Source organism: Lentzea rhizosphaerae, assembly GCF_042649515.1.
GTDB lineage: Bacteria > Actinomycetota > Actinomycetes > Mycobacteriales > Pseudonocardiaceae > Lentzea > Lentzea aerocolonigenes.
Window position 1 is genome coordinate 161,525 of the sequence record NZ_JBHRZI010000019.1, and the last position, 24,573, is coordinate 186,097.

Sequence of the window (24,573 nt, forward strand, 5' to 3'; positions counted from 1 at the left end):
TCCTTGAAATGACACCTTTCTGTCTACTGCGCTGGGCACCTCTGGCGGTGTGTCGATCAACTTGTTGTACCTAACCTCAGAGGTGGCCTCGTCGGCTGTCGGGGACCTGCGAGGAGGACGGCGATGGCGGCAGAGCTCAGGTGGATCCGAAGCTCCTACAGCGGTGGCGGCGGCGAGGCGTGCGTCGAGTTCGCCGTTGACCTGCAGAAGACCGTTCTGGTTCGTGACAGCAAGGATCGGTCCGGCCCTCAGCTCGGCTTCTCTGCACTCGCATGGTCCGCCTTCGTGGTGACGGTCTCTTCGTCTTGAGCGTGTGCCATCAGCGAGTTCGCTCGATCGAGCGAACTCGCTCAAGTCTGTCTTGACCATGTTCGACTCTGCATGTGGTGTCTTGACGCCTGGCGGTGTAAAACATGTCAATTTAAGGACGTTCACTTTGATTGCAGTCAGACTACTTGCACTCAACTTGCCAGGTGGCAAAATGGTGGCAGGCACGAACGCCGCGTGTGCCGGAGAGGGAGCGCTACGCCGTGACCGGTAAGGGAAACCCCGCTGCACAGCAGCGGAAACTGCTGAGTGAGTTGAAGCAGGCCCGAGAGGCCCGGAAGCTCACCCAGGACTCCGTCGCGGAAGCGCTCGACTGGTCCACTTCGAAGGTCATCCGGATTGAACAAGGCAAGAGCGGCATCTCGGTCACCGATCTGAGGGCGCTGTTGCACCACTACGGGATCACCGAGCCGACGCGTGTCGATGAGCTGGTCGACCTCGCTCGTGCGACCAAGCGACCTGCCTGGATGGCGAGGTACCGGGGCCTGCCCAAGGGGTTCGCCCAGTTCATCGAACTCGAGTCGGTAGCGATCCGTTGCAGGTACGTCCAGACCTCGATCATCCCGGGCATGTTGCAAACGCGCGGCTACGCGACCGCGATCGTCAAAGCGGGTGGCGAAGATCCTGATGCCGTGCAACGGGGTGTCGACATCCGAATGCACCGGCAGAACCTGATCGGCCCCGAGGGGCCGGACATGTTCTTCATCGTCGACGAGTCGGCGTTCCACCGGGTGATCGGTGGTGACGAGGTGATGCGCGAACAGCTCCTCCACATCAAGGAGCTGGCCGCGACCGACCAGATGTCCGTTCAGGTCGTCCCGTTCTCCGCGGGTACGCACCCCGCCATGAAGGGGTCCTTCTCCATCCTCGAGATCAGCGAGGACGAGGAGGACTACTCGTTGTTCCTGGAAGAGCTGTACCGCCCGTCGCTGCTCCAGGTCGACTCGGAAGTCGTGCGGGAGTACCTCACGTACTTCTTCCAGCTCGAGAAGTTCGCACTGCCCGCCAGCGAAACGCCGCGCGTCATCGATGAGCGGCTCAAACACCTAGGAGGCTGACCAGCTCGAAGTCGGACGGGTGCCTGCGCCAACAGACACCCGTCCGGTGGCAACGCCGCTATCCCGCACCACAGCGCAAAGTGAGGCGAGTGGACAACGCCGTCGTCAGCGTATGACGTTCGACCGGTTCTGACTTCCGCCATCAGGGCCCTTCCGGCGCGATGGCCTCGCCTCATCGATCCAGAGTGATCGGTGGCCGCAGGTCACCCCCCGCCCACCAGGAGGCCCGCATGAGCACCAGACGACCCACCTCGTCCCCCCGCTGGATCGCCGCGACGCGGGGGAGTGGCGATGAACGGCCTCTTCATTAGTTACAGCAACAGCGACGGCGGTTCTGCCGCCTCCGCGCTGGTGGCCGGCTTGCGGTCACGGGGGTTCGACGTGTGGTGGGACGGTGATCTGCCCGCCGTCCAGCCGTTGGCCATCACGTCGTGGATGGAAGAGGGGTTCCGCGACCGCACCGTGCTCGTGGTCGTCTCGCCGGACTACCTGAGGGCCTTGGAGTCCAACGGTTTCGTCGAGCGCAAGGGCATCAGGTACGAGGCGAGGTTGTTGCGGCACAAGCTCTACCACCACGACGAGGCCTACCGGTGCGGTGTCGTGCCGGTGGTGCCGCCGCGGTTCGACAAGAACCAGTTGCCCGCGGTGTTGCAGTCGCTGGTGATTCACACCTTCGACCCGGTCACCGGAGCCGGGCTCGAGGTGCTGGTGAAGGCGCTCTCGGGCGCGGGGGGTGGGGAAGGTGGTGTGACGATGAGCGTGGAATCGACCACGGCGTCGCCGAGCGTGCGGGAACTGTTGCGGGACCTGGAAGATCTCGATCCAGCCGAGCCGGCGGCACACGCGCTGGCGTTGCGGCTGGTCGAGATCGGCGAGGGGGACATCGAGCTCGCGAGGTCGTTCGACTCGGTGGTGGGTGCTGCCAAGGCACACGGCGACGTGGACCTGGTGCGGCGCACGTCCGAGATGTGCCTGCGCACGCTGTCCGCGACCGAGCGCCTGCGCGGTGAGGGGGCGCTGGAGGCGAAGATCCTCATCGAGGGGCAGGCGTGGTACCTGTTGCGCGAGCACCGGTTGGTGCGGGCCGCCGCAGCCGCGGAGGACGGCACGAAGATCGCGGAGAAGTACCGCGACCTGTACACGGCGGCGCGCGGAATCCTCTGCCACGCAACGGTGTTCCTGCGCATGGCGGCTGAGGGCGTGGCGTTCGATCGTGACTTCTACCTGCGCAAGAGCGAACTGCTTCTGCTGCAGGCGATCGAGCGGTTCTGCACGATCTCCGGCCGCGCGAGCGAGGAGGCGGGGATGTGCGCCTCCCTGAGCGCGGAGTGGTGGCTGGCGCGTTTCCAGCTGACGGGTGACCGGGCGAACCTCACCGTCGCGGTGAAGAAGGCGATGACCGCCGAAGTCCTGCTGACACCCGGTGGTGAGCGGTACTCGTGGCTGATGGTGTTGCGCGCACGCCTGTGTCACGCCGCGCGCAAGTACAACGAGGGCAAGGAGTTCGTCACCGGCGTCATCGAGGCCGACGCGTATCCGGAAGCGGTGGCGAGGTCGCACCAGGTCCGTGCGGAACTCTCGCTCGGCAGCCGCGACAGGGCGAGCGCCGTCCGCGACCTCCTGGTGGCAGAGGAGAAGTTCCGCGGTCTGGGCTACGACTACGCCGCGGCCACCTGCTGGTGGTCGATCGCCCGGCTCGACCCGGCGAGGGTCACCGAGGTCAGGCTCACCGCCGCCGACATCGACGAGCTCGAGGACCTGACCGCGGACCCCCGGACCCTGCGCAGAGCCGTGCTGGAGTACGAACGGGCGAGCGCACGGCGTTTCGGGCGCCGATGTCCTCCGGACTGGCGCTTCCTGGTCGAGCGCGTGCGGTACGCGTGAGTCACTTCTCGGCGTAGCGCTTGGCGAGTTCCTCCTCCCGGTCGGCGGGCCAGGGGCAGCGGATCTCGCCCTGCGTGGCGGCGAAGAACAGCTCCAGGTGCACGTGCCACGCGGCCAGGGCTTCGGGGCCGTGGGCGTTCTCCTGGACCAGCGTGACCGTGGTGCCCTGCAACGGGACGTGCTCGAACTCCCAGCGCACCACGCCCTTCGGCTCGCCGTCCTGGAGCCACTCGTACTCCAACAGGCGCGGCGGCTCGGACCTGATGAGCGCGCCCGGCGTGAGACCGGGGTGGACCGCCCGTTGCGGGACTTCGCCTTCGGTGCCTTCGGTGAGGACCTGCCACACGTCGTCGAGCGGCTTCCAGACGAGCTCGCGCACGAACTTCACGCCCGCGGGGGTGTCGACGCCCTCGTCGAGGCCGAACTCCCTGACGTAGTGCTCGATGCGCGGAAGCCACTCCGCCGGCGGCTCGAACCTCGTGCCGTCCGCGTGAGCGACCAGCGCGTCCAGGCAAGTGATCCAGCCAGGTGCGTCGCGGCCGGCCGACAGCCTGTTCGTGACCACCGCCGTGAGGACCAGCAGGCAGCCGCCCTCGTCGGGCAGGATCTCGAAGCGCAGCACGTCGTTGATCCACCGGAACGCGAACACCTTCGGCGGATCGGACTCGAGCAGCTCGCCCTCGCCGCCGTCGGAGTCGACTGGCGCCGCCTCGGGGAACGTGAAGCGCATCTTCCGGCCGTCGATCTCGACCTCGGCCGGGAACCAGTGCTTCATCTCGGCCGGATCGGTGACGACCCGCCAGACCTTCTCCGGCGAGTGCCGCAGCCTGCGCTCGAAGCGCAGGACGGGCTTGCCCTCGATCATCCGCAGTTCGACGTCCACGGGTCAGTCCCCTTCGATCTCGTCGAGTCGTCGTTCGAGCGCGTCCAGGCTCCTCTCCCACATCCGCCGGTAGGGCGCGAGCCAGGCGTCGATCTCCGCGAGCGGCCCGGGCGAGAGCCGGTACCAGCGCCGCTGGGCGTCGGTGCGCACCTCGACCAGACCGGCTTCCCTCAGCACCTTGAGGTGCTTCGAGACGGTCGGCTGGGTGAGCGTCATCCGATCGACCAGGTAGCCGACCGGGCGCTCGCGGTCACGCAGGAGTTCGAGGATCTCCCGGCGGCTCGGATCCGCCAGGACGGCGAACGTAGATGCCATGTGGGTAATATAGCTCGATAGGCATATAGGTGTCGAGTGCTGCTGCCTTGGTGGTGGGTGGTGGGTGATCGGCTGCGGGGCGCTACGCGGAGGGCGGCGCCATGTCAGCGGACCGTGCCATGCCAGCGGACCGCGCCGCACCGGTAGGCAATGCCGCACCGGTAGGCAATGCCGCGCCAGGAAGCAATGCCGCGCCAGGAAGCAATGCCGCGCCAGGAAGCAATGCCGCGCCAGGAAACAATGCCGCGTCGGTGGGCAAGGTCACGCCGGTGGGCAAGGTCGCGCCGGGTGGGCAAGGTCGTGGAGGCGAGCATTGGCCAGGCCCTGCCCGCCTATGACGCTGCTGGCCGGCACGGCGCTGCTTAGCGGCACCGGCACCGGGCTGCGATGGTCGCGTACCCCTCGCGCCACCTCACCTCGCGTGCTCTACGAGTCGGCCAGGCGGATTGCCACCTCCGTGGTCCACTTGCTCGGGTCCGGCTGCACCGCCGGGTCGGTGAAGTACGTCTCGAGGCGCGCGCCCCACCTGTCTCCGTCCCGGTCGAACCGCGCAGTGCCGGCGAGCATCCGGTCGGTGACGGCGGCCAGGCCGTCCGGACTGCCCTCGTGCAGCGCTATCGCGTACTGGCCGGCGGGCAGCGTTGAGGTGAACACGTCGCCGTCGGCGGGCACCTCCGCGATGGTGGGGATGCCCGCCTCGACCTCGAACTCCTCGCCGGTCACGCGTAAGTACCGCAGGAACGGCGCGCCGAGAACGGGTAACTCGCGATCGGCCAGCCACTGCACGACCTCGGGCAGGCGGTCGGCGATCTTGGCGAACGTCTCCGTCGTCACCGTGGCCCTGACTGCGGCGTAGGGGTGGGCTGCGCGTGTCTCGATGTCCATGTCGTCACGGTAGCCACGGGCACCGACAGAAAATCCGCGTCTGACTGGAGGCGCTCCCGATTAACGTGAAACCCATGCACCGCACCCTCTCCGTGGCCAGCTCCCCGGTGCGCGACCTGCTCGCGCTGACTTCGCGTCCCGAGGTGATCTCCTTCGCCGGCGGGCTTCCCGCCCCCGAACTGTTCGACCTGGACGGTGTGCGCGCCGCCTACGACCTCGCGTTGCGGGACCGGTCAGTGCTGCAATACGCGCCCACAGAAGGAAACCCGGCCCTTCGGGCGCTGGTCTCCGACCGTCTGACGGGTCGTGGACTGCCCACATCGGACGTCCTGGTCACCACCGGCTCGCAGCAGGCCCTGACCCTGGTGGCCACCGCGCTGCTGGCACCGGGTGCCGTGGTGGCGGTGGAGGAACCTACGTACCTGGCCGCGCTGCAGTGCTTCCAGATGGCCGGCGCGCGCATCGTGCCCGTCGCCAGCGACGCCGACGGCCTGGATCCGTCCTCGCTGCGGTCCGTCGTGGCCTCGGAGAAGCCCAGCCTGCTCTACCTGGTGCCGACGTTCGCAAACCCGACCGGGCGAACTCTTTCAGCCGAACGCCGCGTGGAGATCGCCGAGATCGCCGCGGAACACGACCTGTGGGTCGTCGAGGACGACCCTTACGGCGAGCTCCGCTACCGGGGCTCGGCGGTCGCCCCGCTCGCTTCCATCAGCGACAGAACCGTTTATCTCGGCAGCTTCTCGAAGATCGGCGCTCCCGGCATGCGCCTGGGCTGGCTGCGTGCACCCGCGGACCTGCTCCGCACGCTGGTGATCGTGAAGCAGGCCGCCGACCTGCACACGTCCACTGTGGACCAGGCGGCCGCCGCGGTGTACCTGGAGCACAACGATCTCGACGCACACGTCGCCCGCTTGTGCGTCGAGTACGGCGCACGCCGGGACGCGATGATCTCCGCATTGCCTGGAACGGTCCCCGAAGGCACAACGTGGAGCGACCCGGACGGCGGCATGTTCGTGTGGCTGCGGCTGCCCGGCGAAGCGGACAGCGCGGTGCTGCTCAAGGAGGCGCTGCGCCACGACGTGGCTTTCGTGCCCGGCGCGCCGTTCTTCGCGACCACGCCGGATCACGCGACGTTCCGGATGTCGTTCACCACCAACACACCGGCCGAGATCGTGGAAGGCATGGCGCGGCTGGCGAAGGTGCAGAGGTGAGCCTGCTCGACGATGAGACGTTGTGGAGGTCGTCGGTCGTCGCGAACTGCGCGATGAACCGCGAACGAGGCCTCGCGAGCTACCGGCGCGAGCTGGGGGCTGACCTCTCGTTGCGGCCCGGTGCGCGGTGGGAGCCGGACCCGGTGTGCGTCGCGCGGACGGGACGCCGTTCGGCCGCGTGTTGACCAAGGCGTTGCGGGAGGCGGGTTCACGTACGAAAACCGCAGGCGTCGCATCGGCTGGACCGGCGACGGGCAGCCGACGCTCCCGTTCGTCTACCTGGGTGCGGACGACGCGGCCGGCCCGAACTACACCGGCCAGCCCGCCGTCCACTCCCGTTACGAGCCCTGCTGAACCCAGGGGCCGACGCCGGCCACGCGGTCGACCGCGATGCGCGTGACGAAGCCGGGCGGCGGGTTGTCCATCGGCGGGAACTTCACGTCCGGGCCGAGGTAGGTGTGTGCGAGGCGCTGGAGCAGCTCTGGCGCCCCGCCCTCGGTGATGCGTGCGGTGCCGTAGACGACCAGGTACTCCTGCAGGCCCATTTCGTTGATCTCGGGCGTCTCGACGGACAGGACCACGCGGCCGTCGTTGCGGATGTTGCGGACCTTCTGGTGCGCGGCGAGGTGGCCGGAGACGATCTCGTCGCCGTCCAGGCCCACCCAGACGATCGTGACCTGCGGGGAGCCGTCCGGGCCGAGTGTGACGAGGTGGCCGAGTGCCTTGGACTCCAGCACCGCCCTGGCGGATTCGGGAAGCATGACGGCGACGCTACGCTGGTTCGCGTGGTTCAGCCTGGTCTTGGCAGACCCAGGAAACAGCGGGTCTGGTTCGGCCTCGCGGACGGGCCGATCGTGGTCGCCATGAAGACGTTTCTGATCACGGGTGGCGGTAGCGGCATCGGCCTGGCGACGGCACGGGTGCTGGTGGAGGAGGGCGCTCGGGTCGTGCTGGCCGGGCGTTCGGAGGAACGGTTGGCGTTGGCGCGCAAGGAACTCGGCGTCGAGACCGTGGTGGCCGACGTGTCGAAGCTCGCCGACGTCGAGGCGTTGACGGAGCAGGTCGGTGAGGTCGACGGGGTGTTCGCGAACGCCGGGATCGGGGTGTTCGCGGAGTTTGTGAAGATCACCGAAGAGGACGTCGATCGGGTGCTGGCCACGAACTTCAAGGGCGTGTACTTCACGGTGCAACAGGCGCGTCTCAAGCCCGGCGCGTCGGTGGTGATCAACGCGTCGTGGACGGTCCATCGCGGGTTCGCGGGTGCGTCCCTCTACACGGCCAGCAAGGCGGCGGTGCACAGCCTGGCGCGCACACTCGGTGCGGAGATGCCACACGTTCGCGTGAACACGGTGAGCCCCGGCTACATCGCGACGGACATGTTCCGCGACAACACCGACGACGCCGAACCGTTCCGCCGGCAGGTGCCGATGGGGAGGCTGGGCGAGCCGGAGGACGTGGCGCACGTGGTCTCGTTCCTGCTGTCCGACCGCGCGGCCTACGTGACGGGGCAGGACTTCATCGTCGACGGCGGTCTGGTCGGGGCGATACCGGCATGATGGGATCCGTGAACGAGCTGGGGGAGTTCCTGCGCGCCCGTCGCGCGGCACTGGATCCGCCGGAACGGGCGTCCCGGCGCCGCGTTCCGGGGCTGCGCCGGGAGGAACTGGCGCAGCTGGCCGGGATCAGCGTCGACTACTACACACGCATGGAGCAAGGGCGCGCCTCGAACGCGTCCGACTCGATCCTGGACGCGTTGGCGCAGGCGCTCGGCCTGGACGGTGCCGAGCGCACGCACCTGTACCGGCTCGCGCGGCCCACGCGGGTCGCGGCGCCGTCGGAGGAGGTGCGGCCGGCGTTGCGGTGGCTGCTCGACGCGATCCACGGCGTGCCCGCGATGGTCCTCGGCAGGCGCCTCGACGTGCTGGCGTGGAACCCGCTCGCCGCGGCGCTGGTGACGGACTTCCGCGAGCAGCGGAACATGGTGCGGTACATGTTCACCGACCCGGCCGCGCAGGAACTGTTCGTCGGCTGGATGGACTGCGCGCGCGAGAACGTCGGCTACCTGCGTGCGGACTACGGCGTGCACCCCGACGACCCGGCGCTGCTCGCACTGGTCGAGGAGATCTCCGAGGTGTCACCGTTGTTCCGCACGCTGTGGGCCGAGCACCCGGTGCGCGAGCGCGGGCCGATGTTCAAGCGCATGAACCACCCGCAGCTCGGGCCGCTGGAACTGGCCGCGGAGCCGTTGACCTCGGACGCGGGGCAGATGCTGGTGACCTACGTGGCGGCACCTGGTAGTCCGTCGGAGGAGGCCTTGCGACTGCTGGCTTCGCTGGCCGTCACCTGACCGGGGCGTGGTCGTCGGGACGTCCCGCTGTCACGTGAACAGTTCGAGCGCGTCCTGGTGGTACTCGCAGCGCCCGCCACCGGTCGCGATGGTGCAGGGCGTGCCCTTCTTCGTGAGGGCACCGCACTGCAACGCCGGGTCGTGCACGTGGCACAGCCCGTTCGCGCCGGCCGTGATCGGGCAGGGCGTGCCCTTCTTGGTGGGCGCGCCGCACGGTTCGCCGCTCAGCTCGCGCGGTTGTCTCGGCTTGGCCGCCTTCTTCGGTTTTGCCTGGGGCTGCGTGACTTCCCGCCCCGTCACCTCCTCCACTCCGCGCACGGCCAGCCGGTCGGCGCGCTCGTTCTCCGGGTGGCCCGCGTGGCCCTTCACCCAGTGCCACTCCACCTCGTGCCTGTTGGCGGCTTCTTCCAGGCGGCGCCACAGGTCGGCGTTCTTGACCGGCTCACGGGCCTTCGTGAGCCAGCCGTTCGTCTTCCACCCGTGCACCCACGAGGTGATTCCGTTCCGGACGTACGTGCTGTCCGTGTAGAGCTTCACGGTGGACGGTCGCGTGAGGCTCTCCAACGCCGCGATGGGCGCCATCAGTTCCATGCGGTTGTTCGTGGTGGGGCCGATGTCACCGCCGTACATGTCCTTCTCGTGCTCGCCGTAGCGCAGCACGGCACCCCAGCCGCCCGGACCGGGATTGGGGCTGCACGCACCGTCGGTGTAGATCTCGACCTCCATGCGACATGAGGCTACCGACGGGGTCCGACACTCTTCCTCCGGCGGTTGTTCGCGATGATGTGGCGGAACATCTCGACCAGCGCCGGCGCGTTGATCGGCTGGTCGCGGTACACGGAGGTCATGCGCGCCGTCTTGTTCCCGTGGCCGCTCGTGATGATGTTCTCCGGGTCCGGCACGGCCGCCTTGTCGTAGAGCATCACGTTCACGTGGTCCTTGGTGCCGAGCAACGCGCAGATGTTGCCGTTCAGCACGAAGTACGGCCGGTTCGTGAACTTGATCGTCTCCTCGACGTCCGGGTCGGCCTCGTGGACGAGCCTGCGGACCTCGCGGCAGACGTCCTGCTGCCACTCGGGCAGCCCGGCGATGTAGTCGTCAACGCGCGTGTCGGTGTTCATAGCCCTATGTCGCCGCCGTTCGCCGTTTCTCGACATCATCATCAGGTGAACCGCCGCGCGCGTCGGGTCCTTGAACCCGAGCTTCTCGAGCTCCGCCGCCATGACCTGCCTCACCTTGCGCGGTCCCGTCTCCTGCCACGCCTCGATCGCGTCGGCGGCCGAACGCGACGAGGTCCTGCTCCAGGTCGGTGATCTTGTGGAATTGCCGCTCGATGAGCGCGATCTGGTCGTCCGCGGCCTGTGCGGAGCTTGCAGCAGCAGGAGGAGCTCGACGCGATGCTCGACGAACTGGTGGCGTTGAGGTTGGTGCGGGCGGTGGCGGCCTAGCGCGGCAGCCAGCCCCCCACCTGCACCGATCGGCTCAGTTCAGGTTGTCCGGCTCGCTGCGGATCGCCGGCATGATCTGGATGACCGCCCTGGTCATCTCCACCGTCAGCTCGGCGGGCCACGGCGGGAGCCACTCGCTGTAGATCTCGATCGCCGTCCCGTCCTCCGCGTAGAGGTCGGGATGCGCGCCCACGCTGAAGAACGTCATGCCGTCGCGGTGGTGCGTGATCTCCGGAGCGATCTCGTCGCTGAACCGGATCACGACCGCCGCGCCGGGCAGCAGCGTGTACTCGCTGGCCCAGGGTTCGAAGCACAGCCAGAGGGACTGCTCTTCCGCGCGCACCACGAGGTTCATGGCGGCCAGGGTGCAACCTCCACCGCGGTGGAGGTCAAGCGTGCGGCGGCGACCAGGTCGGCTTCCCGGCCGTGCCTCGCCACGGCCTGCAGCCCCACCGGCAGGCCGCAGGAGTCGAAGCCGGCCGGGATGCTGATCGCCGGGTGACCGCTGAGGTTGAACGTCCAGGTCAGCGCGGTGTTGATCCGCGCGCCCGGACCGTCGTGGCCGTGCGGCGGGCCGGGCGTGGTCGGCGTGAGCAGCAGGTCCGCGTGCTCGAACAGCTCGTCCAGTGCCGGGTTCGGGCCGCAGCGGTTCGCGAACCAGTCCGCGGCGGGGTCCGGCAGCGTCAGCGCGACGGACCGGGGCCGCAACGGTGCCGCCGCTTTGAACGCGATCTCGGCCTGTTCGTCGTCCACGGCCGCGAAGCCCAGGTCAGGCGACCAGACGGCGGTGGGCGAGCTGACCTCCGACGTGCCCAGATAGGTCGCCAGCAGGGTGGGGTCACGGGTGAACACGCCGACCGCCGCCCTTTCCGACGAGGTCGTCTTCAGGCCGAACACGCCGCACCACGCGGCCGGGATGCGGATCGACCCCGCGCCGTCGACACCCGTGGCCAGCGGCACGACCCCCGAGGCCACGGCGACCGCCGAACCCGCCGACGAACCGCCCGGTGTGCGGTCGAGGTTCCATGGGTTCCGTGTGACGCCACGAGAGTTGCGGCCCCACGTCTGCCAGGGAGTCGTGCCATCGGGCGTGGTGGTCAGACCGATGGGAACGCAGCCGAGCGCCATGAGTGCCTCACGATGGCTGCGGCGCTCACCGTGCTTCACCGCGATAGGCGTGCCGGCGAGCGGCAGCGACGGGTCCACCGGCGTGAACGAGCTGAAAACCTCGTGGAACGCGCACAGCACCTGTTCGACGCGCTCCAGCCGGGCCAGAGCCTCGCGAACCAGGTCAGGCATGATCCACCCCGTGAAATGGACTCGTGCTGTGCACCACCTGGCCGAACTCGCTGAGAAGTGCGGCGAGCTGCCGGCCTCGTTCTTCCGGTTCCAGGTGGTCGAGCTGTGGGTCTTCGGCGATCTGCTGGACGTGCCGAAAGATCTTGACATCATCGAGGTCGCGCTGGTCACGGACCTGCCGGTCGACGAGGTGCCGTGGATGACCGAACCGGTCGGGGCCGAGCACTGGGCCAACTCGACGCGGCTCTCGCGCAACCCGTTCACGGCGCGGTGGCGGTCGAAGGACGCGCCCGTGTGGAACCACCGCATCGAGCGGCCCGCGCTGATCTGGAGCGCCGCGGACGGCATCGACGAGGAAGCTCTGGTCGCGGTCGGCGACGGCACGGCTGAGCTGGTCAGGCAGGCCGCGCCGACGACGGAGGAGCTCCGCCGGCGCGTCGACGACGAGCTGGCGGTGAGCCTGGCCGCCCTGCGCAGGGCGAACCAGGACTACACCGACCGCCGCTGGGCTCCGGGCAAGCTCACGCCGCACTCGGACGCGCTGTGGCGCACGACCAGCGGGTACCTCGACCTGCTGGACGCGAAGTAGCGGTTTCGACGCGCAGGTCACAGTTCGGACGGCGCGCGCCGGACGAGGTGCTCGAGGTGGTGCGACATCGCGATCGCGACCCATCGTGACACCGTGCTCGCTGTCCTCCCGCCTGTTCTGCTGCACCCAACCAGTTCGCCGTCGCCCCAGGAGTAGTCCCGGCCGGCGAACTCCGGCCGGGAGACGAGCTCGTCGGCCAGGTCGGTGAAGGCCTCGCCGGCCGCGCCCGGCGCAACCTTGCCGGCGTCTCTGGCGAGTTGCCGGCGCATCGCTATCACGCAGTTCGGCACCGTGTAGTAGAGGTACGGGTTGATCGTGCGCGGTCCAGGCTTGCCCTGTGCGGGAGGTCGGGCGTGCACCACGCCGTAGTCGCCGTAGTGGAGTTCTGCGCCGTTCATGCGGCTCGCGATCTCCCGCCACAACAGGACTTCCGGCCGATCTCGGACCGCCGTCACGAACCCGTGCCGGTCGGCCGGGATCGACCCGGCGAGCAGCGTCGTCGAGGACGGGCCGAGGCGCGCGGTGAGCGATCTGGCGAGCGACAGCGCCGCCTCCGCCTGTCGTGGCTGAACGGCCTCCACGTGGCCCAGGTCGATGATCGCGTGCACGGGGTTGTCGTGGATCCGCGCACCGCGGCCGATCCGCCGGAGTTGGTCGTCGAGCTGGTCCGCGGAGAGGTCGAGGTGCCGAAAACGGATCACGACCGGTCGCGGCCGGTGCTCCTGGAGCATCGCGACCCTGCGCAGCTCGTCGTCCGTCGCCAGATCGGAGACGACGGGGATCAAGGCCGGGACGTCGGGGGCGAGCATGCCCCACCTGTCCAGGAGCGCCTGCTCGATGCGGTTGTCGAGGTGCTCGAACGGGCCGCCGGGGCAGTGGGAGAGCGCCGCCGCCGGGCTGAGCAGGTGCAGGTCGATCCACACGGGTTGCAGGCGTTGCGCCATGAGAACCGAGGCGTCGACCAGTGCTTTCATGAGTCGCCCGCGGCCTTCGGGCGCAACGGAGTCGAGCACTTCGACGACGACCCTGGGACTGTTCCGGCCGGTCAGGTTGAGCAGGGATTCGAACTCGCCCATCTTGCTCTTCATCGCGATCAAAGGCTTGAAGGACATGGCGCAGCCCCCTCCGCAGCGTCAGCTTCGATCATGCGTGGCTGCGAATCGGGGCGTGGCCCACCGGACGGGTGAAATCCCGGGTCAACGGGGACTTCGGGTGAGGGGCGTTCCTTGCCCAGCGTCGAGTCGTCGCCGTGGCCGGGGTAGAACCACGTGTCGTCGGGCAGGACGGCGAACAGGCGGTCCTCCACGTCGTTGATCAGGGACGCGAAGTTGTCCGCGGACGTGGTCTTCCCACACCCTTGGAAAGAGTGGATCACACCAGTGGTCAACACATCGCGATCATCGGTGACTGAGCTGCCACAGTGATGCGATGGGAAGCGACACGAGTCGGTCACCAAAGCCGATTGCCCCCTGTCGGCCGGTGTGTAGAACGATCCCCTGGGAGAACTGGTCGCCGAGGAGGTCGCGCAACGTCGCGAGTCCTCGGAAGTCTTCTCCGGTCACGGTATCTCTTGCTTTGGACTCGATACCGATGACCTGGCCGTCGTCTCGCTCCAAAACCACGTCGACTTCTGCTCCGCCGCTGACTCGCCAGTGATGCAACCGAACCGACGTCTCGCTCCAGGTGGCTTGCTTCGCGAGCTCGTTGACGATGAATGTCTCGACCAGCGGGCCGCGGGCCGGAGCGACCGGCTTGGCCAATGACTCCGGTGAAACACCCAGCAGCGAAGCGGCAAGTCCCGTATCGGTGAGGTGCAGCTTCGAGTGTTTTACGACTCGCGCAGTCAGGTTGCGCGACCAGGCCGGAAGCCGGTGGATCAAGAAAACTGCTTCGAGGAGTTCGAGGTATCGATTCACCGTGGTGCGATGAAGTCCTGTCTTGGTGGAGGTGTTGACGCTGTTGTGCTCCTGCGCGGTGATCGACGCGAGATAGGACAGCAGCGCGGTGATCGCGCTCGGCTCGTTGATTTTGGCCATCTCGCGGATGTCTCGTTCGGCGATTGCTTGCACATAGCTTCGGAACCAAGCCCTGCGTGCTCGTGTGCTCGTCATGAGTGCCGGCTCGGGGAAGCCGCCCCGGCAGACGCGCGCGAAGTAGTCGGCGCGATCCACCTGAGAGGGCGCGATGTGGCTCAGCGAGCGAGTTTCGTCGAACGCGATATCGATGAACGACTCGAACTTTCCCTCGAACTCGCCTTGTGAGAACGGCCAGACGTCCACGACAGCGCCGCGACCCGCCAGCGACTCGGACAAGCTCGGGGTTGTCAGGAACCGGGTGGACCCGGCGAGCACATAGCGACCAGGTCGTGGAATGGCGTCCACCTCTGCCTTGATCGCCCTCACCAGTGGGTCGCCGGCTCGTTGGATCTCGTCGATGAGCCTCGGTTCGCTGCCGGTATCTGCGAACGCCAGTGGGTCGCTGATCGCCGCCTGCAAGAGTTGTTCGTCGTCGAGGTTGAGCAACGTTCCGCCGTGGCGGTGCTGCAGGTGCCTGAGCAGTGTCGTCTTGCCGGCCTGGCGTGGTCCGTTGAGTATCACGACACGGAAGGTCGACAGGTACTCCTCCGCGACGCCGGAGCACGCGCGAACCAGGTCTGACTCGGTCACAAGACCTCTCAGCAGTGAGAACGACGGGCGACTGGCGTGTGAGTGTACATCTCACGGCATCTCAAGCCGACAGACCACGATCAGGTGGACCGACATTCTACAAGCATTAGAACCGACAGATTGCTGATCTTCGCACCGTGCGCCGAGTCCGCTGTCATCGGTCTCACGGGCTCGAACCGTGCCGGACGGATCTCGCGCGACGGAACCGGTCGTGGGTTGCCCAGCGGTCCCCGCGACGATGTGTAACGGCCGCCTGCTGCCAGAACGACTAGCGGGTGAGTTGGTGCCACTGAGCGCGCCGTGAGCCGATAGGAGTATTCGGTGGACGGGTACGGAATTTCTGTCGACTTCGATGGTCAACAGCTCGTCGTCCAGCCCAAGAACGCACTGACGAAGGTGGCGCTGGGCCGGAGCAGGCTCGTGGTGACCAGCGCGGACCTGGTGTCAGTCTCGATGACAAGGGCCGGCCTGTTCCGGAATGGCCGTCTGGATCTCGTCGTTCGAGACGAACGTCCTTGTCAGCTGCACTTCACCCGTAGGCAACAGGCGGATTTCGAGCAGCTGTATCGTGGGCTGCGTTCATTCTGCGCGGGAGACGCAACCATCCCCGAAGTCTCCTCGCGGGAGTCGAAGCAGCAGCCTCGCCCCGCATCAGCTGAACGTTCGACAGGAAAGTCCCTCCTGCTGCGGGGTTCTGGCTGGTTCGGCCAAGAGGTGGTTGGCGAGTCGCACTACTTCCAGGCGTTGCGCGGCCTGGCCGGCGCAACGTCGACCGGTGAGCGGGAAATGACTGCTCAGTTGCGCCGTGAACCGTCGAATCGCCACGATCGCAACGCGGTCCAGGTGTTGATCGAGGGGCGGCTGGTCGGTTACCTGCCGCGCGAATCAGCCGTCGAATACGTGACTCCTCTGCAGGCGGTGGAACAATCCGGCAAGATTGCCCAGTGTCGTGCACGGGTCTGGTGGCGTCGTGGTCCCGGAGACTTCATCGCCAGCGTATCGCTCGATCTTGCTGAACCATCAGTCCTGTTCCCGATCAACGATGTTGATAGCCGGTCGCGCCACATGTTCATTCCGTCGGGACGCTCTTATCAACTGACTCGCGAAAGTGAGCATTTGGACGTGCTGGGACCGCTCATGAGTCGTGCCCAGGCGCAGGGCAAGGCTCTGGTCGTCGCCAGTCTCCGAGTTCTTGAGCGTTCCGGCCCGCGATCGAAGAGCGAAGTTGTTGTGGTCTACGTCGATGGCCGGGAAATCGGCGAGTTGACGAAACAAACATCGGCCAAGCTGTCGTCGATCGTGCGTCCGCTGCAGGAGGCCGGGATCACGTGTTACGCCGATGTCGTGCTGACGGGGAACGCCTTGGCCGTTGAGGCGAAGCTCAACATCTCGCCGCCGGAAGCGTTGCCGGGCGACTTCGTGCGGCAACTGCAGCTTGCGGTTCGGCAAGCCTGACGCACGTCCGGGCCCCATGTGCAGGTCACCGCGTCGGCTCACCAGCCGCGGGCGCGCCACTCCGCGAGTGAGGGGCGTTCCTTGCCCAGCGTCGAGTCGTCGCCGTGGCCCGGATAGAACCAGGTGTCGTCGGGCAGGACGGCGAACAGGCGGTCCTCCACGTCGTTGATCAGGGATGCGAAGTTGTCCGCGGACGTGGTCTTTCCCACACCCCCCGGAAAGAGCAAATCACACTGGCGGTGAACATCGGCACCACCGCACCTGCTCCTACGGGGCCAGTCGCCAGAGTGCGTCAAGCGGCAGGGCCTTGATCTTCTCGCCGAACGGCAACGTCTGCTGACCGGCGTAGAGCACGTACCCGGCGACGAATCGATCACCCAGATGGTTGGCCAGATTTCGCAAGCCGGCGAGGTCTTCAGTACGTACTGTCGCCCCTGCTTTGACCTCTACCCCGATCACTCGGCCGTCTGGTGTCTCGATGACAGCATCAACCTCCTGCTTGTCCTTGGTGCGGTAGTGGTACAGCCGTCCACGTTCCTCGGACCAGGTCAGCTGGCGAGCGAGTTCCATGACGACGAAGTTCTCCATCATCGGTCCTGCGGCTCCGCCTGGCTCACCGAGCCGCACAGGATCTTGACCGATGAGGTGACACGCGATTCCGGTGTCCACAAAGGCAAGTTTGGGCGTGCCTACGGCACGGCGTGTCTGGCCGGATGACCACGCGGGGATGCTCTTGATGAGAAAGACCGACGCCAACAACTCCAGATAGCGAACCAGGGTGGTCCGCGGGATACCGGACTGAGAGGCAAGAACGGTCGGTTCCAGCAGGCCACCGGCGCGCCCGGCGAGCAGGGCGATCAGCTTGAGCAAGTCGCCTCGACGCTCGATGTTCGCCAGTTCCAGGACGTCACGTTCGATCAAGGTCGACAGGTAGGAGTCGAAGAAGGCTGTGCGGCGGCGTGGAGTGCGACGCGTGGCTTCCGGGAAGCCGCCGACGACGAGGCGTTCCAGGTAGTCGCGGCGCCGCAGTTCGGATGAGTGGTCGATCCGAGGGCCATGCCGAAACGCAGCGTCCACAAATCGGTCGGGAGATCCATGCATCTCTCCCTGCGAGAACGGCCATAGCTCGATTACTTCCATACGCCCAGGCAAAGCGTCCGGGAGAGTTCGCCTGGCCAAGATCCGTGATGAGTCTGTCAGGAGATAGCGGCCTGGAGTGGGATTCAGATCCACCGACACCTTGATCGGCTGGAGAAGCTCCGGAACCAGCTGGATCTCGTCGATGACCATGAGATTGTCGTGTTCGACGAGCCCGGTCGGATTGTCCTTGGCGGCACGTAGCGTCGCCGGGTCGTCGAGAAGGCGCAGCACTGTGGGCTGATGATCGGTGGCGAGCCTGGTCAGCGTGCTCTTGCCCACCTGCCGAGCACCGTTGACCAGGACAACACGTGTGTCCTCAAGCGCCTCATGAACCAACGATTCGGCGCGGCGGGGGGCCAGGTCGGGCGTGGCGGACATGGACCCAGCGTGCCCTACAAGCAAGATCAGTGGTCATCTGGACGCTGCTCACGTGGTCATCTGGACGATATCTGCGTGGTCATCTGGTCGACATGATGATGGTGAGGTGGACGCTTGCTCGGCGGAACCTTCCCGTAGTGCAAGCGCCCGGCATCTCTCGGTCAGTCCCAGGATTGGCCGTTGGCTCGCGGGCGTGCGCGGACTTGTTCAGCTCACCAGCCGCGGGCGCGCCACTCCGCCAACGAGGGGCGTTCCTTGCCCAGCGTCGAGTCGTCGCCGTGGCCCGGATAGAACCAGGTGTCGTCGGGCAGGACGGCGAACAGGCGGTCCTCCACGTCGTTGATCAGGGACGCGAAGTTGTCCGCGGACGTGGTCTTTCCCACACCCCCCGGAAAGAGTGAATCTCCGGTGAAGAGGTGGGGGTGGCCGTTCGGGTCGTCGTAGAGCACCGCGATCGAGCCCGGGGTGTGGCCGCGCAGGTGGATGATCGACAACGGGACTTCGCCCACGTTGATGGTGTCGCCGTGCTCCACCTGGACGTCCGGTGGGACGGGCAGGACGGCGGCGTCCAGTTCGTGGGCGACCGTGTTCGAACCGTGGGCGCCGGCCAGTGCTCCCAACGCCTGCCAGTGATCGGCGTGCTGGTGCGTCGTCACGATCGTGCGCAGGCGCGGGCGTGAGGGGATGTGGCCGAGCAGGTCGGACAGGCGCTCGTAGTCGTTGGCCGCGTCGATGAGCAACGCCTCGTTCGTGGACCGGCAAACCAGCAGGTAGGCGTTGTTGTCCATCGGTCCGACGGAGATCTTCGTGATGGTCAGCGCGTCCAGCGTGCGACGGGCGGCGGGGCCCTCTGGATCGACGTGACCGGTGTAGTTCTCGAGTACGTCCACGGTGGCAGACCGTAGTCGCTCGATGCGGCGAGACGCACACCTTCAGGTTGCATACAGGTCTCACTCGTAGGGTAAGTAAGGATCAAGCTCCGACCCCCGAGTACGCCGAAAGAACCAACGAACAGGTCCCCGCCTCTCGTGATTCCAGCGCAACGAGCAAAGCCCAGGACGGCCCGCAGGGTCAGCTGGGACGTCCTTCGCGTCGTCGCCATCGGGTGCGTGTTGCTCCACCACGCGACGCTCGTCAGCGTCAGCAGCCATCCCGATCTCGGCCCGCTGCCGTTCACGTTCCCGATGTCGATGGGCGCCAGCACGTTGATGGTCATCTCGGCCTTCTTCGCGTGTGCGTCGCTCAACAGCGGGAAGCCGGCGCAGTTCCTGTGGAGAAGACTCGCGCGCCTGCTGCCGGCGTACATGGCGGCGGTGTTGCTCACGTACTCGGTGCAGCGGTGGGTCGCGCCGCAGGGGTGGAGCCAGCTCGACGGCAGAGACGTCGTCTACAACCTGCTGCTGATCAACCAGTGGTTCCCGGACGTCAACATCGTCGACTTCGCCTACTGGACCGTGCCGGTGCAGATCGCGGCGTTCATCGCCGGTGCGGTGCTCGTGAAGTTCCTAAGAGGCACGAAGCTCCGTGTCTTCCTGTGGGCGCTCATCATCACGCCGCTGCTGCTGCGCCCGTTGCTCAACCACTCGCACACGCTCTTCATCGTCTACAACGGTTTCGCGCTGCACAGGGCGCAGTTGTTCGCCGCGGGGATCGCCATCTGGCTGTGGTCGAAGCACCGCCTGAAGACCCCGCACCTCGCGGCGCTGCTCGTCGCCACCCTGATGGCCCAGGCGATTCACACGACCGAGTACGGATCGACCCTCGGCTTCGCCGTGCTGCTACTCATGGTGTGCGCAGCGGCCGCTGGACCCGATTGGGTGTTCTTCGAGCCCATCGCCAAGCCGATCACCTGGCTCGCCGGCATCTCGTACGGTGTCTACCTCGTGCACGAGCAGATCGGCACCGTGGTGATGGACCGCATGCACGCCGTTGGGCTGCGGTCCTGGTGGCTCATCGCCGGGTTCTTCACCTCGGCGCTGGTGCTCGGCTGGGCGATGACCAGGTTCGTCGAACGACCCGCCTACAAGCTGCTGACTCAGATCCAGTCGGGCAGCTCCGGCAGTTCACCGCGCAGGTCGGCGCCGTCGGTCCTGCCGGTCAGCCACCCGAGGACGGCGCTCGCCGACCCGCTCACCGAGCTGCGGCTCGCCGGGCCGTTGACCGTCCAGATGCGCTGAGCACCGTCGGGCAGGGTCACCTCGATGCTGAGCGGCTCGACCCTGCCCTCGAACTGCTTCACGGCGTCGTCGAGGAACTCCTCCACGAAGTCGGCGGGCAGGTCGTCGAACCCGACCCCGGCGTTCAGGTCGATCAGGTGGATCCAGATCTCCCGCAGCCGGAACAACGGCACGGTGGACGCCGGGATCGCCTGGCCCTTGGGTGCGGTGACCTCGGAACGCCACGCGTGCGCGGGCATCTCGCGGCACGCGGCCTCGAACCGCAGGCAGGCGGAGTCCAGGTCCGCCTTGATCACCTGCAGGATCCGGCGCGAGCCCTCCTCGATGTCCGCGTCGCGGTCCGCCCGCGACGCGTAGGCCTGGTGCTCGACCCCGGTCCGCGCCCAGGTGAGCAGGTTCACCAGCGCGTCGGCGTTGCGCGCGAGGTGGGTGATGACGTGTCCGCGGGTCCAGCCGGGGAGCAGGCTCTGGCCGCGCATCGCGGCCTCGTCCAGTTCCTCGACGACCTCGTACAGCACGTCCGTAGCCTGGCGCACCGCGTTGATGTGCCGGTCCGGCACACCTCGCGGGGCAGGTACGGACGTCTGCTGCGTGGACGGCGTGTAGGTCATGTGTTGCCTCTCCCCGACGTTGAGGCTTCTGATCGAAGTGACCAGCCTAGGAGTAAACCCAGCTCAGGGGAATGCGGCAGCGCCCGGAACCGTTTTTGTCAGGGGTCGCCCCTAGCATGGTCGGCGGGTCGGTCGCAGCCTCCGAAACGATGCTAGTACGCTTCGAACGCTTGTTCGGAAGAGTGTGGCGTGAGTGACCCGCCGATCGCAGCCGAAGGGACCCCAGTGGCAGACCGTCTTGTCGTTCGCGGCGCCCGCGAGCACAACCTGCGCAGCGTGGATCTCGACCTGCCGCGGGACAGCCTCATCGTCTTCACGGGGCTGTCCGGCTCCGGCAAGTCGAGCCTCGCGTTCGACACGATCTTCGCCGAAGGCCAGCGCCGCTACGTCGAGTCGCTGTCGGCGTACGCGCGTCAGTTCCTCGGGCAGATGGACAAGCCCGACGTCGACTTCATCGAGGGCCTCTCGCCCGCGGTCTCGATCGACCAGAAGTCCACGAGCCGCAACCCGCGCTCGACCGTCGGCACCATCACCGAGGTCTACGACTACCTGCGCCTGCTCTACGCGCGCGCCGGCAAGCCGCACTGCCCGCAGTGCGGTGAGGCGATCGGCAAGCAGACGCCGCAGGAGATCGTCGACCAGGTGCTCGCGATGGAGCAGGGCACCAAGTTCCAGGTGCTCGCGCCGGTCATCCGCGGCCGCAAGGGCGAGTACCTCGACCTCTTCCAGAACCTGCAGGGGCAGGGCTACTCGCGCGCGAAGGTCGACGGCGTCGTCTACGCGCTCGCCGACGTGCCCAAGCTCAAGAAGCAGGAGAAGCACCACATCGCGGTCGTCATCGACCGGCTGTCCGTCAAGGCGTCGTCCAAGCAGCGCCTCACCGACTCGGTCGAGACGGCGCTGCGACTGGCGGACGGCCTGGTCGAGCTCGAGTTCGTGGATCTTCCGGAGACGGACCCGAAGCGGATCAGGGGCTTCTCCGAAAACCTGGCATGTCCCAACGGCCATCCGCTCGCAATCGAGGACCTGGAGCCGCGGTCGTTCTCCTTCAACTCGCCGTACGGCGCCTGCACCGTCTGTACGGGCATCGGCGTGCGGAAGGAGGTCGACCCCGAGCTCGTGGTCCCGGACGACGAGCTGACCCTCGAAGAGGGCGCCATCGCGCCGTGGGCCGGCGGGCAGACCGCCGAGTACTTCACCCGCCTGCTCCAGTCGCTCGGCGAGACCATCGGCTTCCGCATGGACCAGCAGTGGCGGCTGCTGCCCGCCAAGGCGCAGAAGGCGATCCTGCACGGCATCGACGAGCAGGTGCACGTCCGCTACAAGAACCGCTACGGCCGTGAGCGCTCCTACTACGCCAACTACGAGGGCGTGATCCCGTTCCTCGAACGGCGCCAGGAGCAGACCGAGTCCGAGTACATGCGGGAGAAGTACGAGGGCTACATGCGCGAGGTCCCGTGCCCCGCGTGTGCCGGCACGCGGCTCAAGCCGGAGATCCTCGCGGTCACGCTGCACCACGGCAAGAAGGGCGACAGGTCCATCGCCGAGGTCTGCGCGATGAGCGTCGCGGAGTGCTCGGACTTCCTCGACGGGCTGAAGCTCGGCAAGCGCGAGTCGATGATCGCGGGCGCGGTGCTCAAGGAGATCCAGGCCCGCCTGCACTTCCTGCTCGACGTGGGCCTCGACTACCTGTCGCTGGACCGCGCGTCCGGCACCCTGTCCGGCGGTGAGGCGCAGCGCATCCGCCTCGCCACGCAGATCGGCTCCGGCCTGGTCGGCGTGCTGTACGTGCTGGACGAGCCGTCGATCGGCCTGCACCAGCGCGACAACCACCGGCTGATCGAGACGCTGACCAGGCTGCGCGACCTCGGCAACACGCTGATCGTCGTCGAGCACGACGAGGACACCATCCGCACCTCGGACTGGGTGGTCGACATCGGCCCCGGCGCCGGTGAGCACGGCGGCAAGGTCGTGCACAGCGGCCCGTACAAGAAGCTGCTGACGAACAAGGACTCGATCACCGGCGCGTACCTGTCGGGCCGCAAGCAGATCCCGATGCCCGTCAAGCGCCGTAAGATCGACAAGAAGCGCCAGCTCACGGTCGTCGGCGCGCGCGAGCACAACCTGCGCGGCATCGACGTGTCGTTCCCGCTCGGCACGCTCACGTCGGTGACGGGTGTGTCCGGCTCCGGCAAGTCGACGCTGGTCAACGACATCCTCGCCACGGTGCTCGCGAACAAGCTGAACGGTGCGCGTCAGGTCCCCGGCCGGCACACCCGCATCAACGGCCTGAACGAGGTCGACAAGCTCGTGCGGGTCGACCAGTCGCCGATCGGCCGCACGCCGCGGTCGAACCCGGCCACCTACACCGGCGTCTTCGACCACGTCCGCAAGCTGTTCGCGGCGACCACCGAGGCGAAGGTCCGCGGCTACCAGCCGGGCCGGTTCTCGTTCAACGTCAAGGGCGGCCGCTGCGAGGCGTGCGCGGGCGACGGCACGATCAAGATCGAGATGAACTTCCTCCCGGACGTCTACGTCCCCTGCGAGGTGTGCAAGGGCGCGCGGTACAACCGCGAGACGCTGGAAGTGCACTACAAGGGCAAGACGATCTCCGAGATCCTCGACATGCCGATCGAGGAGGCGGCCACGTTCTTCGAGCCGATCAACGCCATCTACCGCCACCTGAAGACGCTGGTCGAGGTCGGTCTGGGTTACGTGCGGCTGGGCCAGCCGGCGCCGACGCTGTCCGGTGGTGAGGCGCAGCGCGTGAAGCTCGCGTCGGAGCTGCAGAAGCGGTCGACGGGCAAGACGGTCTACATCCTCGACGAGCCGACGACGGGTCTGCACTTCGAGGACATCCGCAAGCTGCTGGGCGTCATCAACGGCCTGGTGGACAAGGGCAACACCGTCATCGTCATCGAGCACAACCTCGACGTCATCAAGACGTCCGACTGGATCGTCGACATGGGTCCCGAAGGTGGCTCCGGCGGCGGTATGGTCGTGGCAGAGGGCACACCCGAGCAGGTCGCCGCGGTCGAGAAGAGCTACACGGGGCAGTTCCTGCTGCAGGTGCTCGAGAACGAGGAGGTGTCGGCGGCAGGGTGATGATTCCACTCGATGCGCTGGCCCACCGCGAGCGCATCCTTCAGGCGTCGCGCGGTGAGCCCACGGCGCGACCCTTCAGCCTCGTTGAGGCGCTCGACTCGTCGGAGCAGGCACTCCGCCGAGCCGCGGCTGTCGGCTGGGTGCGGACCCTGGAACGGTTTCCCCGCCTCGCCGGCAAGTGAACACGAACGGCCTGGTGGGACGCTCGAACCCCGCTTGAGCCGGATGCCACGCCGTGAGGAATTTCCCGGTTCGCTGTGAGTTTCGTCGAGAAACTGTCACTCGAACGAGCTATCCGGGATGATGGCGGCCGTGTCACTCAACCGCTACCGCTTCCGCAGCGTGTGGCACGTCGACGCGCCTCCGTGCGCCGTGTACGAGGTGCTGTCCGACATCGCGAACTACCCGGTGTGGTGGCCTGAGGTGCGCGCGGCCACGAAGATCGACGACGAGAGCGGTGAGCTCCGGTGCCGTTCGTTCCTGCCGTTCGACCTCGTCGTGCAGGTCAAGCACAGCATCAGGAACCAGCAGGCCGGTCTCCTGCGCGCGACGTTGACCGGTGATCTCGAAGGCTTCGCCAGCTGGGAGATCATCGGCAAGGACGGCGGCACGGACCTCCTGTTCGACCAGGAGGTCGTGGTCAACAAGGCTTTGCTACGACGGCTGGTGCTGATCGCCAGGCCGTTCTTCCGCGGCAACCACGACCTCATGATGCGCGGTGGCCTCAAAGGACTGAAGCAACAGCTCGAGGCCAACGCCGCGAGCCGCCGCGAGGCTCAGTAGCGGCGAAAGCCC

The 24,573-nt window shown here is 67.1% G+C and carries 24 protein-coding genes and 4 pseudogenes; 13 read left to right on the forward strand and 15 right to left on the reverse strand.

The features are described from left to right. Nucleotides 1-123 precede the first annotated feature (123 nt). The 3 genes from ACFOWZ_RS24800 (at nt 124) to ACFOWZ_RS24810 (ending at nt 3,269) form a co-directional block, all read left to right on the forward strand. Nucleotides 124-309: a DUF397 domain-containing protein gene (locus ACFOWZ_RS24800; protein ID WP_382376270.1), complete on the forward strand. Its 186-nt coding sequence runs from the start codon at nt 124-126 to the stop codon at nt 307-309. Between the two features lie 221 nt (nt 310-530). After that, nucleotides 531-1,385: a helix-turn-helix domain-containing protein gene (locus ACFOWZ_RS24805; protein WP_382376271.1), complete on the forward strand. Its 855-nt coding sequence runs from the start codon at nt 531-533 to the stop codon at nt 1,383-1,385. A gap of 291 nt (nt 1,386-1,676) precedes the next feature. After that, nucleotides 1,677-3,269, forward strand: a complete 1,593-nt coding sequence (locus tag ACFOWZ_RS24810) for a TIR domain-containing protein (RefSeq protein ID WP_382376272.1) — start codon at nt 1,677-1,679, stop codon at nt 3,267-3,269. Between the two features lies 1 nt (nt 3,270). Here ACFOWZ_RS24810 and ACFOWZ_RS24815 read toward each other — a convergent pair whose 3' ends face one another. From ACFOWZ_RS24815 to ACFOWZ_RS24825, 3 genes are all read right to left on the reverse strand, one after another. Next, nucleotides 3,271-4,152, reverse strand: coding sequence for an SRPBCC family protein (locus ACFOWZ_RS24815; RefSeq protein WP_382376273.1), 882 nt, complete (start codon nt 4,150-4,152; stop codon nt 3,271-3,273). 3 nt (nt 4,153-4,155) lie between these two features. Continuing rightward, entirely contained in the window at nt 4,156-4,467 is a 312-nt protein-coding gene (locus tag ACFOWZ_RS24820) for an ArsR/SmtB family transcription factor (protein WP_382376274.1), read from the reverse strand. 426 nt (nt 4,468-4,893) lie between these two features. Further along, nucleotides 4,894-5,352, reverse strand: coding sequence for a GyrI-like domain-containing protein (locus tag ACFOWZ_RS24825; protein ID WP_382376275.1), 459 nt, complete (start codon nt 5,350-5,352; stop codon nt 4,894-4,896). 74 nt (nt 5,353-5,426) lie between these two features. On the opposite strand from ACFOWZ_RS24825, the gene ACFOWZ_RS24830 reads away from it, so the two are divergent. Next, the gene (locus ACFOWZ_RS24830) at nt 5,427-6,563 is read left to right on the forward strand and encodes an aminotransferase-like domain-containing protein (RefSeq protein WP_382376276.1); all 1,137 of its coding nucleotides are present in this window, start codon (nt 5,427-5,429) and stop codon (nt 6,561-6,563) included. After that, nucleotides 6,560-6,748 carry a hypothetical protein gene (locus ACFOWZ_RS24835; protein ID WP_382376277.1) on the forward strand — a complete coding sequence of 63 codons (189 nt, stop codon included), beginning with the start codon at nt 6,560-6,562 and terminating at the stop codon, nt 6,746-6,748. The genes ACFOWZ_RS24830 and ACFOWZ_RS24835 overlap by 4 nt, the downstream gene beginning before the upstream one ends. A 153-nt stretch (nt 6,749-6,901) precedes the next feature. On the opposite strand, the gene ACFOWZ_RS24840 is transcribed toward ACFOWZ_RS24835, so the two are convergent. Next, complete coding sequence (locus tag ACFOWZ_RS24840) at nt 6,902-7,324, reverse strand: PPOX class F420-dependent oxidoreductase (protein ID WP_382376278.1); 423 nt, start codon at nt 7,322-7,324, stop codon at nt 6,902-6,904. 102 nt (nt 7,325-7,426) lie between these two features. Between ACFOWZ_RS24840 and ACFOWZ_RS24845 the strand changes: the two genes are divergently transcribed. Together ACFOWZ_RS24845 and ACFOWZ_RS24850 are read left to right on the forward strand one after the other, a co-directional pair. Continuing rightward, nucleotides 7,427-8,119, forward strand: a complete 693-nt coding sequence (locus ACFOWZ_RS24845) for an SDR family NAD(P)-dependent oxidoreductase (protein WP_382376279.1) — start codon at nt 7,427-7,429, stop codon at nt 8,117-8,119. Further along, a complete protein-coding gene (locus ACFOWZ_RS24850; protein WP_382376337.1) occupies nt 8,119-8,910 on the forward strand; it encodes a helix-turn-helix transcriptional regulator in 792 nt (263 codons plus the stop codon). The genes ACFOWZ_RS24845 and ACFOWZ_RS24850 overlap by 1 nt, the downstream gene beginning before the upstream one ends. A 282-nt stretch (nt 8,911-9,192) precedes the next feature. On the opposite strand, the pseudogene rnhA reads toward ACFOWZ_RS24850, so the two are convergent. The 4 genes and pseudogenes from rnhA to ACFOWZ_RS24870 all read right to left on the reverse strand — a co-directional run. Beyond that, nucleotides 9,193-9,636, reverse strand: a pseudogene (rnhA, locus tag ACFOWZ_RS24855) (ribonuclease HI); the annotation flags it as partial. An 11-nt stretch (nt 9,637-9,647) separates the two neighbouring features. Beyond that, a complete protein-coding gene (locus ACFOWZ_RS24860; protein WP_382376280.1) occupies nt 9,648-10,133 on the reverse strand; it encodes a DUF1801 domain-containing protein in 486 nt (161 codons plus the stop codon). 259 nt (nt 10,134-10,392) lie between these two features. Continuing rightward, entirely contained in the window at nt 10,393-10,713 is a 321-nt protein-coding gene (locus ACFOWZ_RS24865) for a hypothetical protein (RefSeq protein ID WP_382376281.1), read from the reverse strand. After that, the gene (locus ACFOWZ_RS24870; RefSeq protein ID WP_382376282.1) at nt 10,710-11,657 is read right to left on the reverse strand and encodes an amidase family protein; all 948 of its coding nucleotides are present in this window, start codon (nt 11,655-11,657) and stop codon (nt 10,710-10,712) included. Before ACFOWZ_RS24870 ends, ACFOWZ_RS24865 begins: the two co-directional genes overlap by 4 nt. Nucleotides 11,658-11,667: 10 nt before the next feature. Between ACFOWZ_RS24870 and ACFOWZ_RS24875 the strand changes: the two genes are divergently transcribed. Next, complete coding sequence (locus ACFOWZ_RS24875) at nt 11,668-12,246, forward strand: DUF7711 family protein (RefSeq protein WP_382376283.1); 579 nt, start codon at nt 11,668-11,670, stop codon at nt 12,244-12,246. A gap of 17 nt (nt 12,247-12,263) precedes the next feature. Here the strand turns inward: ACFOWZ_RS24875 and ACFOWZ_RS24880 are convergent, their stop codons facing one another. The 3 genes and pseudogenes from ACFOWZ_RS24880 to ACFOWZ_RS24890 all read right to left on the reverse strand — a co-directional run bounded on the left by ACFOWZ_RS24880 (nt 12,264) and on the right by ACFOWZ_RS24890 (nt 14,912). Next, nucleotides 12,264-13,358 carry a beta family protein gene (locus ACFOWZ_RS24880; protein WP_382376284.1) on the reverse strand — a complete coding sequence of 365 codons (1,095 nt, stop codon included), beginning with the start codon at nt 13,356-13,358 and terminating at the stop codon, nt 12,264-12,266. A gap of 104 nt (nt 13,359-13,462) precedes the next feature. After that, a pseudogene (locus ACFOWZ_RS24885) lies at nt 13,463-13,603 on the reverse strand (MBL fold metallo-hydrolase); the annotation flags it as partial. A 40-nt stretch (nt 13,604-13,643) separates the two neighbouring features. After that, nucleotides 13,644-14,912 carry an ATP-binding protein gene (locus tag ACFOWZ_RS24890; RefSeq protein ID WP_382376285.1) on the reverse strand — a complete coding sequence of 423 codons (1,269 nt, stop codon included), beginning with the start codon at nt 14,910-14,912 and terminating at the stop codon, nt 13,644-13,646. Between the two features lie 321 nt (nt 14,913-15,233). Between ACFOWZ_RS24890 and ACFOWZ_RS24895 the strand changes: the two genes are divergently transcribed. Continuing rightward, nucleotides 15,234-16,367 carry an HIRAN domain-containing protein gene (locus ACFOWZ_RS24895; RefSeq protein ID WP_382376286.1) on the forward strand — a complete coding sequence of 378 codons (1,134 nt, stop codon included), beginning with the start codon at nt 15,234-15,236 and terminating at the stop codon, nt 16,365-16,367. Between the two features lie 38 nt (nt 16,368-16,405). On the opposite strand, the pseudogene ACFOWZ_RS24900 reads toward ACFOWZ_RS24895, so the two are convergent. The 3 genes and pseudogenes from ACFOWZ_RS24900 to ACFOWZ_RS24910 form a co-directional block, all read right to left on the reverse strand. Next, nucleotides 16,406-16,597, reverse strand: a pseudogene (locus ACFOWZ_RS24900) (MBL fold metallo-hydrolase); the annotation flags it as partial. A 37-nt stretch (nt 16,598-16,634) separates the two neighbouring features. After that, nucleotides 16,635-17,885: an ATP-binding protein gene (locus ACFOWZ_RS24905; RefSeq protein ID WP_382376287.1), complete on the reverse strand. Its 1,251-nt coding sequence runs from the start codon at nt 17,883-17,885 to the stop codon at nt 16,635-16,637. Nucleotides 17,886-18,097: 212 nt separating this feature from the next. After that, on the reverse strand, nt 18,098-18,775 hold the full coding sequence (locus ACFOWZ_RS24910) for an MBL fold metallo-hydrolase (protein WP_030466496.1): 678 nt from the start codon (nt 18,773-18,775) through the stop codon (nt 18,098-18,100). A 138-nt stretch (nt 18,776-18,913) separates the two neighbouring features. On the opposite strand from ACFOWZ_RS24910, the pseudogene ACFOWZ_RS24915 reads away from it, so the two are divergent. Continuing rightward, nucleotides 18,914-19,873: pseudogene (locus ACFOWZ_RS24915) on the forward strand (acyltransferase family protein); the annotation flags it as partial. A 47-nt stretch (nt 19,874-19,920) separates the two neighbouring features. Here the strand turns inward: ACFOWZ_RS24915 and ACFOWZ_RS24920 are convergent. Next, complete coding sequence (locus tag ACFOWZ_RS24920; protein WP_382376288.1) at nt 19,921-20,673, reverse strand: maleylpyruvate isomerase family mycothiol-dependent enzyme; 753 nt, start codon at nt 20,671-20,673, stop codon at nt 19,921-19,923. Nucleotides 20,674-20,898: 225 nt separating this feature from the next. On the opposite strand from ACFOWZ_RS24920, the gene uvrA reads away from it, so the two are divergent. From uvrA to ACFOWZ_RS24935, 3 genes are all read left to right on the forward strand, one after another. Beyond that, nucleotides 20,899-23,778, forward strand: coding sequence for an excinuclease ABC subunit UvrA (gene uvrA, locus ACFOWZ_RS24925; protein WP_382376289.1), 2,880 nt, complete (start codon nt 20,899-20,901; stop codon nt 23,776-23,778). Then, nucleotides 23,778-23,960, forward strand: coding sequence for a hypothetical protein (locus tag ACFOWZ_RS24930; RefSeq protein ID WP_382376290.1), 183 nt, complete (start codon nt 23,778-23,780; stop codon nt 23,958-23,960). Before uvrA ends, ACFOWZ_RS24930 begins: the two co-directional genes overlap by 1 nt. Before the next feature lie 130 nt (nt 23,961-24,090). Further along, entirely contained in the window at nt 24,091-24,561 is a 471-nt protein-coding gene (locus tag ACFOWZ_RS24935; protein WP_382376291.1) for an SRPBCC family protein, read from the forward strand. Nucleotides 24,562-24,573 lie beyond the last annotated feature (12 nt).